This window comes from Acidiphilium sp. 20-67-58, from assembly GCF_002255515.1.
Taxonomy (GTDB): domain Bacteria; phylum Pseudomonadota; class Alphaproteobacteria; order Acetobacterales; family Acetobacteraceae; genus Acidiphilium.
This window is the reverse complement of sequence record NZ_NCAS01000062.1, coordinates 1-7,828: the sequence shown is the minus strand read 5'-3', so window position 1 is coordinate 7,828 and position 7,828 is coordinate 1. Positions and strand designations below refer to the sequence as shown.

10 protein-coding genes and 2 pseudogenes are annotated in these 7,828 nt (G+C 60.6%); 11 read left to right on the top strand and 1 reads right to left on the bottom strand.

The features are described from left to right. The 11 genes and pseudogenes from B7Z76_RS15220 to B7Z76_RS15175 all read left to right on the top strand — a co-directional run. Positions 1-230 (top strand): annotated as a pseudogene (locus B7Z76_RS15220) (hypothetical protein); the annotation flags it as partial. A 231-nt stretch (positions 231-461) separates the two neighbouring features. Then, positions 462-1,724 carry a site-specific integrase gene (locus B7Z76_RS15215; protein ID WP_291345026.1) on the top strand — a complete coding sequence of 421 codons (1,263 nt, stop codon included), beginning with the start codon at positions 462-464 and terminating at the stop codon, positions 1,722-1,724. Between the two features lie 154 nt (positions 1,725-1,878). Beyond that, entirely contained in the window at positions 1,879-2,076 is a 198-nt protein-coding gene (locus B7Z76_RS15210; protein ID WP_291345025.1) for a hypothetical protein, read from the top strand. Beyond that, positions 2,073-2,342, top strand: a complete 270-nt coding sequence (locus tag B7Z76_RS15205) for a hypothetical protein (protein ID WP_291345024.1) — start codon at positions 2,073-2,075, stop codon at positions 2,340-2,342. Before B7Z76_RS15210 ends, B7Z76_RS15205 begins: the two co-directional genes overlap by 4 nt. Continuing rightward, entirely contained in the window at positions 2,339-3,070 is a 732-nt protein-coding gene (locus B7Z76_RS15200; protein WP_291345023.1) for a hypothetical protein, read from the top strand. The genes B7Z76_RS15205 and B7Z76_RS15200 overlap by 4 nt, the downstream gene beginning before the upstream one ends. A gap of 31 nt (positions 3,071-3,101) precedes the next feature. After that, the gene (locus B7Z76_RS15195) at positions 3,102-3,284 is read left to right on the top strand and encodes an AlpA family transcriptional regulator (protein ID WP_039887790.1); all 183 of its coding nucleotides are present in this window, start codon (positions 3,102-3,104) and stop codon (positions 3,282-3,284) included. 111 nt (positions 3,285-3,395) lie between these two features. Then, on the top strand, positions 3,396-3,563 hold the full coding sequence (locus tag B7Z76_RS15190; RefSeq protein ID WP_291345020.1) for a hypothetical protein: 168 nt from the start codon (positions 3,396-3,398) through the stop codon (positions 3,561-3,563). Further along, a pseudogene (locus B7Z76_RS16370) lies at positions 3,563-4,492 on the top strand (bifunctional DNA primase/polymerase); the annotation flags it as partial. The gene B7Z76_RS15190 and the pseudogene B7Z76_RS16370, both read left to right, overlap by 1 nt. 6 nt (positions 4,493-4,498) lie before the next feature. Continuing rightward, positions 4,499-5,461 carry an AAA family ATPase gene (locus B7Z76_RS15185; protein ID WP_291345018.1) on the top strand — a complete coding sequence of 321 codons (963 nt, stop codon included), beginning with the start codon at positions 4,499-4,501 and terminating at the stop codon, positions 5,459-5,461. A 370-nt stretch (positions 5,462-5,831) separates the two neighbouring features. Beyond that, a complete protein-coding gene (locus B7Z76_RS15180; RefSeq protein ID WP_291345016.1) occupies positions 5,832-6,137 on the top strand; it encodes a hypothetical protein in 306 nt (101 codons plus the stop codon). A 78-nt stretch (positions 6,138-6,215) separates the two neighbouring features. Beyond that, positions 6,216-6,965, top strand: coding sequence for a tetratricopeptide repeat protein (locus B7Z76_RS15175; RefSeq protein WP_291345015.1), 750 nt, complete (start codon positions 6,216-6,218; stop codon positions 6,963-6,965). A 2-nt stretch (positions 6,966-6,967) separates the two neighbouring features. On the opposite strand, the gene B7Z76_RS15170 is transcribed toward B7Z76_RS15175, so the two are convergent. Then, positions 6,968-7,147 carry a hypothetical protein gene (locus B7Z76_RS15170; protein ID WP_291345014.1) on the bottom strand — a complete coding sequence of 60 codons (180 nt, stop codon included), beginning with the start codon at positions 7,145-7,147 and terminating at the stop codon, positions 6,968-6,970. Positions 7,148-7,828: the final 681 nt, after the last annotated feature.

The following is a 7,828-nucleotide window of genomic DNA, read 5'->3' as shown; positions in this document are numbered from 1 at the left end:
TGTTCAAGGCCGAGGTCATCCACCCTCGTGGCCCTTGGCGGAATGCAGAAGCAGTGGAATTCGCCACACTCGAATGGGTGGACTGGTTCAACAACCGCCTCCTCCTCGAGCCCATTGGCAATATTCCACCCGCTGAGGCCGAGGCGAGGTACTATGAACAACTGAACGAGCTGGCTATGGTCGCCTCAGTCAAACAAAATGGCCTCCGGGATTCCCGGCGCGGTTCATAGCACGACGATGACGAGTGCCGCGCGTCAAATAACATATTGAAAAAATTGGCGGACCCGGCGCGATTCGAACGCGCGACCTTTGCCTTCGGAGGGCAGTAATCTAAGCCGTCATAAGCCGCCAAGCGTTGTAAAAAGCCGAGTTATAGAGCCGACTGTCTAACTCTGCACTTCCGTGTCATCCTCTGTCATGGTATCGAATCGGTAAATCCGATACCAGACAGGGATAGCGCCATGCCTTCCGGTAAGATCACCGCCGCCGCAATCGACAAGCTGCCGCCTGGTGCGACCCTCTGGGATAGCGAAGTCCGGGGGCTGGGCGTGATGAAGGGGCCGCGCGATACGGTCTTTGTGTTCAAGGGCCGGGTGCATGGTCGCCAGATACTCATGAGGATCGGAAGGCATGGGCGGGGCGACTACGGCATAGACGACGCGCGCAAGGTTGCGACCGGCTGGCGTTTGATGATCCGCGACGGGCAGGACCCGCGCGGCGAGAGGCCGGATAAGACCTCACCCATGACGGTTGCCGAATTGTGCGATGCCTACATGGAAGCTGCCCCGACGCTGCTGCTATCGAAGGCCCGCCGCCCGAAGCGAGAAAGCACGATTGCGACGGATCGGAGCCGGATCGAGGCGCATATCAAGCCGCTGATCGGGGCCAAGACCGTTGAAAGCCTGACAATGGGCGATATCGAGACCTTCATGCAGCGTGTAGCGGCGGGGGCTACAGCCAAGCCGCGCGGGGCAGGGCGGGGGCAACCGCCAAGGGGAGGCAAGGGGACCGCCGCCCGGACTGTCGGGCTGCTGGGGGCGATCCTGACCTATGCGATGAAGCGGGGCATACGAGAGGGCAATCCCGCCCGTGGCGTCATCCGGTTTGCCGACCGCAAGCGGGAGCGCCGCCTTGCGACCGAAGAATATCGCGCGCTGGCCGAGGGGGTGGTGAAGATCGAGACCACAAGCCCCATTGCCGCCGCCGCTATTCGGTTTCTCGCTCTCACTGGCTGGCGACGGGGGGAAGTCACCAATCTGCGATGGGCCGAACTCGACACCGAACGCAGGACCGCAATCCTGCACGAAACAAAGACGGGCCGCTCTCTCCGCCCGCTACCTCATGCCGCCCTCGACATACTCGACAAGCTGCCGCGCGTGCATGGGTGCGAGTGGGTATTCCCCGCCGCGCATGGTGGTGGGCCGATCCGGTCGCTACCGAAGGCATTTAACCGGGCGCGCGATGCTGCCGGGCTTCCGCCTGACATTACCCCGCATGTGCTGCGTCATTCCGCCGCGTCTCTTGCGTCCGACCTGGGGCTTAGTGAGGCGACGACCGCCGCCCTGCTGGGGCACTCGCTGGGAACGATCACAAGCCGATACACCCATGCCGCCGATGCCGTGCTGCTGGCCGCTGCCGATCAGGTGGCAGGGGCGGTGCTGGAAGCGATGGGGGGCGAAAAGAAAGGCGCTGAGGTGGTGCCGCTAAGGCGGCGGCGGAAATGAGCGGGATGAAATTTTTCTCTATCCCCCAGATGAGGGACTGCCAAAACTGACAAAAGGGGGGATGCCGGGCCGCGCGGTGCAGCGGCAAGCCGGGAGTGCCGGAGGCGGGTGGTGCCGCCCCCGGCGATGATCCCGTAAGCAGTTGGAGGCTACTATGAGACAGGATCAAGCGATCCATACCACAAAACCGGCTGAGAGCGGCAATCCTGCCACGCTGGGCGGGCTAGAGGCCGTCCTGGCCCGTCATGGTGCCGAACTCCGCGCAATGGCCGCCACGCCGCTACAGCGCGCCCTTGTGGCCCGCGCGGCGGTGCTGGCGATCAAGCGGACGGTCGCGGAGACGGTGCCATGAGCGGGCCGGAAATCGCGGGCAAGGCCGCCCGGCTGGTCTATGACGCCGAAGCCGCCCTGATCCGTTGCGCGGACGGTGCCGAGGCAATCCGGCTGCTTATGGGCCAGTATCGCGGCGGCGGTGCTGGGGCAGATGCCGCGCGCAACGCTGCCGGGTGGTGCGCTGACAAGCTGGCCGCCGATATAGAGGCCGCAAGCGATGCCCTCGACCGGATCAAGTTTGACCGTGAAGCGATCACGATTGTTCAGCGGGAGACCCAGCCATGAGCGGGGGCAAGAGAAAAGGCGGGGAGCAATCCCTGCCGGTTGCGCGCCGTCCGGCTTGGGAAACGGTAGAGCCGTCCCCGGAATTTCTTAAAGAGGTTGCAGGGTGGTTTCGTCATCCAAATGGGACGCCGTGGCCTACGCCGGAGATGACATATCCGCTTGCACAATATTTGCAATACAACAGAAAAAGCGCGGAAGATCATAAATTCTTAAAATTAAATCCAGTCAAATTATTGGAAAATATACGAATAGCCGATAAAAATGAGATAAAAACAATAAACGATTTTGAAAAAATCATTGATAATCGTTTACTTGTTTTGGAAAACGACGAATTAGATGGGTCCATATTAGATAATGATCTACATATTCAGGAAGTAGAAGATTTTATAAAATTAAAAGAGGCATTTATAAAAATAAAACCATACTATAAATGGCAAAAATACTTTGTCCAATTGAAAGAAAGAAAGGGGGTAAGGCGGGAATGGGCCGGGGATGGTCATTGGATTTTTCAATACACTAAAGAAATCTGGGCGCGTGCCGGGCGAACAAGACCTCTGAGCATTAATCCCGGCGGTGCGCTTGTGCATGTCCTGGTGCAAGCCCTGCGATATCAGGGCTGGGACATAAACGAAGCTGGCGTTACCCGCTGGCTTGAACAACAAAAGAAAATATCGACGAAATCCCGCGCCATTTCGTCGGCGAAACGCGAAAAAAGTATGGGTAAATAGGCCGTCATGGTTTCCATCGAAGGGAAATAACATGACCGAGACCGACCTACTGGACCGCAAGCAAGCGGCGGCTTTCCTGAAAATCTCTGACCGGACGCTAGACCGGATTGCGGACCTTCCCCGCGTTCGGATCGGGCTTCGCCGCGTCCTGTATCGCCGCGCCGATCTGGCTGCGTATGTCACGCGCCGCATCGAAACCCAGCACGCCGCCTGACGAAAAAGAGGCCGATCCCTTGCGGAACCGGCCCCGGAAATTCGTATCACTGACAAGCAAGAGATACGACCCGAGGCGGGAGAAAGCAAGGAAAAATCTAAGGATTTTTCAATGACACGCTATCCCGAGTCCCTGATTACCCGCTACCCCGAAAGCCCACGCAAGCGGACGTTGACCGTAAAGCCGAAAACCGCCCGCCCCTGCATCTGGGCGCGCATTGTCAAGGCTGAAAACCGGATGACCGGCTTCGCCCGGCTTGACCGGCGGGAGGCGCGCTGATGGACGGAATCACGATCCCCGCCGCGCCTGACCTCGATGCAGTTACCGCCCTCCGCTCCCGTCTATGGGCGGGAGGATATAAGCCGGTGCCGGTTTACAATATCGATGAGCCGGGCAAGTCCCCCGGCAAGCAACCAATGGGCATTGGCTGGCAGAACGCCGCCCGGCAAGAACCACCCGCTTGTGTGGCGAGTCCCCATGCGCGGGCGCGGAATACCGGAATTTTGTGTGACGGTCTCCGCGCCGTTGATATCGACGTTGACGACCCGGACCTTGCCGACCGGCTGCACAAGCTGGCCGTAGAAATGCTGGGGGAAGCCCCGACCCGCTCCCGTTCCAATACCCACCGCGTGCTGCTGGTCTATCGGGCTGCCGAGGGGGAACCGGGGACGCCGGATGTAAAGGCTCCGAATCACTCCCGTGAACATTCATGCAGGATCGAGGTTTTGGGGAGGGGGAAGCAGTTTGTCGCGTTCGGGCTGCATCCGTCCGGGGTGCCGCTGCAATGGTCCCCCAGCCCGCTCGATACGATCCCCCGCACCGATCTGCCGCCGATCACGGAAGCCGCCCTGAGCGCGTTCCTAGAGGCCGCTGGGGGCATGATCGGGGCGGAGCCTTCCGCCGGGCCGCGAGAGGCAACGGAAGCCGCTGATGTCCCGCATATCCCCAGCGCGCTAGGCCCTTCCGCCGATCCGCTGGACGTTGCCGCCGCCCTCGCCGCTATTCCGAATCCCGGACGGGATTGGGATAGGTGGTCACGGATCGGGCTTGCGACCTGGCACGCGACGAGCGGAAGCCCCGAGGGTTTCGCCGCATGGTCCGCATGGTCCGCGCGCGCAACGGATGGAATCCATGACCCGGCAAGCTGCCGCACTGCCTGGGAGGGTTTTCACCGCTCCCCGCCCGGCGAGATCGGAGCCGGGAGCCTGTTTCACATGGCCCGCGAGGCGCTGCCTAGCTGGCGCAAGCCGACCGAGATTACGCGCAATGCTCCAAAGGGACCGAGACCGAAGCCGATCACGGCGGCGGACCTGCTGGCAATGGACATTCCGCCGCGCCGGATGCTGTTGAGGCCGTATCTGCCGGAAGCCGGGAGCGCGATGGTCTATGCGCCGCGCGGTATCGGCAAGACCTGGATCAGCCTATCCATCGCCTATGCCGTTGCCGCCGGATGCGAGGCGCTACAGGGCCGCGCGCCGGAGCCGCGCCGCGTCCTATTCGTTGACGGTGAAATGCCGCTGGTCACGCTCCAAGAGCGACTAGCCGCCATTGCGCTAGGCATGGGCCGGGAGCCGCCCGCCGCCGATTATCTGCAATTTCTCCCGGCGGACCATTTCAGGGATGGATTGCCTGATCTTGCTTCACCTGACGGACGCGGGCTGATCGAGGAATTGTCTGAAGGTATGGCGCTTGTCGTGCTGGACAACCTATCCAGCCTCGCCCGCTACAAGGAAAACGAGGCGGACGGGTGGCAACCGCTGCAAGACCTTGTTCTGTCTCTCCGCCGCCGTGGCACGTCAACGCTATTGGTGCATCACGCCGGAAAGGGCGGACAACAACGCGGGACCTCCCGGCGGGAGGATATCCTCGACACCGTGATAGCCCTTCGCCGCCCCGAGGAATACGAGGCGACGGAAGGGGCGCGGTTTCACTGGCACTTTGAGAAGGCGCGCGGCTTTCAAGGCGAGGATGCGGCACCTTTTGAGGCGACCTTGCGGCTTACCGACGCTGGCGCGGCTTGGCACGTCACCCCGCTTGCCAAGAGCAAGCAAGCCCTCGCCTGGGAGATGTTCGGGCAGGGCGCGAAGCCTGCTGAGATAGCGACCGCGTGCAGCGTCTCAACCGCAACCGTCTATCGGTGGAAGGCGGATTACGACAAAGGCGGGCGCGATGCCTGACCTGTTGAAAGCCGCCCGGCGACGGGCGGACCTGATCACCGCCGCGCGGCTTTCTCATGAAAATTCTCATTCGGTTTCTCATGAGAAAAGTGAGGGTTTCCGCCAATTCTCACCCGAGGGGGGCGGGGGATTCTCGCATTTTCTCATTTCTCATTCTCTAGGGGATGAGAACGTGAGAAAATCGCCAAAAAACCTAGGAAATCCGCCGGGTTCAGGGATTCTCATGGGGGGTATCGTTACGATACCGGATGAGAATTTTCCGGGAAGGATTTCTCACGTTTCTCATGGCAATGAGAAAGCGGTGAGAATCGATGAGAAAAGGGGCATAAACTCTGCCTCTTGCTCCCACTGCTGCGCCGCGTCCGGTCCTATGATCGAGGTGGTTAATCCCGAGGGGTGGATATGCTCCGCGTGCTGGCCCGGAGACCCGAACGACGCCGCGCATGACGCGACCGAACGGGCCGCCGTAATCGCGGAGGGAGACCCGGCGGCGGCGGTGCCGCACGATATGCCGGTAAGCTGGGCTGATGCGACGATCCAGCCGACGCCCGGCGCGCGGTGCCGGTGCTGCCGGGGTGCGTCCTGGTGGTGCGAGGCGGAGAGGCCGAAGGGCTGGCGCTGCATGGCGTGCCATCCGCCCCTTGGCGCTGGGGCGGTGCGGGAGGTTCTGACTTGAAGATCGTTTCGCTTACAAGGCACAATCGGCGGCAGACAGACCCGCAATTTGCCCGACCACATACATGAGAAATCGCCGATGAAAATTCGTTCCCTTCTTCCTGCTACAGTTGTGTGTGCATGCTTTTCAGTGGGGTTTGCACAGAGTAAATCTCTCACACGACTCAAAAATTCTTCCGATCACGGCAACGTTTTGTCCGAAACAAATCTCGGTATTGACTATGTCGAAGGTGTAGGAGCGCCTAAAGATTACGCAAAGGCGGTTGTTTTGTTTAAAAAAGCCGCTGCGCAGGGTTATGCTGCAGCGGAGATTAATCTAGGCATTATGTATAACTTTGGCCGGGGCGTGCCGCAGGACTACGCAAAAGCCGCCTATTGGTATCGTAAAGCTGCTGACCAAGGGAACGCCGCAGCGGAGGGCCGCCTCGGCTATCTGTATCAGCAAGGCCAAGGCGTGCCGCAGGATTACGCAAAAGCCGCCTATTGGTATCGTAAAGCTGCTGACCAAGGGAATGCCGTAGCGGAGAATGATCTCGGCTACATGTATAATCTGGGCCAAGGCGTGCCGCAGGACTACGCAAAGGGCGCCTATTGGGATCGTAAAGCTGCTGACCAAGGGTATGCTGAAGCGGAATTCAATCTCGGCTACATGTATGAACAAGGCCTAGGCGTCCCACAAAATTATGAAGATGCCTATTTCTGGTTTGACCTGGCCGCGGCCCAGGGCATCAAGGGAGCGGCGTCCGTTCGGGACGCTGTGGCTCATATGATGACGTCTGCTGAATTGGCAGATGCGCAGAGGCGGGCATCAGCATGGAAGCCCCAATAGGTTCAAAGGCCGATGCCGGGGTTGTGCTGCTGCTGGCCCGCGCGCTGGCCGCTGCATCCGGCGAGGGGCGGGTTGCGACACCCGCCCTGCACGCCGCTTGCCGTGCCGCGTTCCCCGCCTGGAACGTCACGCCCGCCGAAATAGGGGCGATCCTGACCGCCGCCGGGTGGAAGCGTCTCCAATGGCGGGAAAGGCGCGGAAATCCTGACAATCGCGTGCGAGGCTATCAGCCTGATCGACTGGGGGGGAAGTAGGACGGACGAGCAACGAGTAACCGCCGCGCGCGTGTCCATACCGGCTAAGGCGTGACACCTCGCACAACAAACCGTTGCAACTGAACGCGCGCGGGGGGCGACGGGAAAAGTCCCAGCCGATAAACAGGACCGCGCCCGGTGCGGACTGCGGACAGGTTTTGCGGACCTGCACCCAGCCGGAGACAGGGCGGGCGAAATCCCCGCCGGTCGCATGGCTGGGTGCAGGACCCAAAGTTGCCGGGCCGGTGAGACCTCGCCGCCTGATCCGCCGCCGAGGCCGCGCGCCCTGCGGAGATAAATGTTCCGTAAATCAGAAATTAATCATATCATGCGCCAAATCTAAAAGAGCGTATTAGATCGACCTACCTGATATTTTTTCTGAATTTGAGGCGTGTTTTGGAAATATCATTCGAGATTATCGACGCCACACAAGGCGGCGCGTCACCTGACGAAACCTCATACTTTGAGACTGCACATATCCCCGAGGGGATAAGGTGCCGTAGCTGTTCGGTGCCGGTGACGTCTCACGATCCTATGGAAACGGGATTATGCCTCGCCTGCTGGGCATGGTGGCGTTCGTAGGTAGCGGGGCGAGGCTTCCGGTGCTGC